The following is a 614-nucleotide window of genomic DNA, read 5'->3' as shown; positions in this document are numbered from 1 at the left end:
GAGGAGCGGGGATGGCGCCTGACCATCCCCGGTTAGCGATGACGGAATTCCCCCCGCTTGCCGGCGTCAGCTTCAAGCACGACCATCTCGCCGCAATACTCGAGCAACGGCCTGAAGGCCTGTTCTTCGAAGTGCACGCCGAGAACTACATGGGCGACGGCGGCCCCGCGCACCGCGCGCTCGGTGCGATACGCCGCAACCATCCGCTGTCGGTGCATGGCGTCGGCATGTCGATCGGCGGCCCCGGGCTGCTCGATGCGCGCCATCTCGCCCGGCTGCACGCGCTGGTTGCCCGCTATGAGCCGATGCTGGTGTCCGAGCATCTGGCATGGTCGTCGCATGGAGGCACGTTCTTCAACGACCTGCTGCCGCTCCCCTATACGGAACAGACGCTCGCCACGGTCTGCGCGCATATCGATCAGGTTCAGGACACGCTGCAACGACGCATCCTGCTCGAAAACCCTTCGACGTACGTAGCATTTTCCTCTTCGACGATGCATGAGGTCGATTTCCTGCGCGCGGTAGCCGAACGCACCGGCTGCGGGCTGCTGCTCGACATCAACAACGTGTTCGTGTCCGCGTGCAACCAGCGCGGCTCGGCCGAGGCCTATCTT

1 protein-coding gene is annotated in these 614 nt (G+C 64.5%); it reads left to right on the top strand.

Annotated elements, in window-relative coordinates; genetic code table 11:
• Positions 1-11 precede the first annotated feature (11 nt).
• Positions 12-614: MbnB/TglH/ChrH family RiPP precursor modification enzyme (locus ACYP33_RS32190; RefSeq protein ID WP_459625233.1), on the top strand; the 603-nt coding region annotated here is incomplete at its 3' end.

Source organism: Burkholderia sp. 3C, from assembly GCF_054589155.1.
Note: the sequence above shows the minus strand (reverse complement) of the source record. Positions and strands in the feature narration are given on the sequence as shown.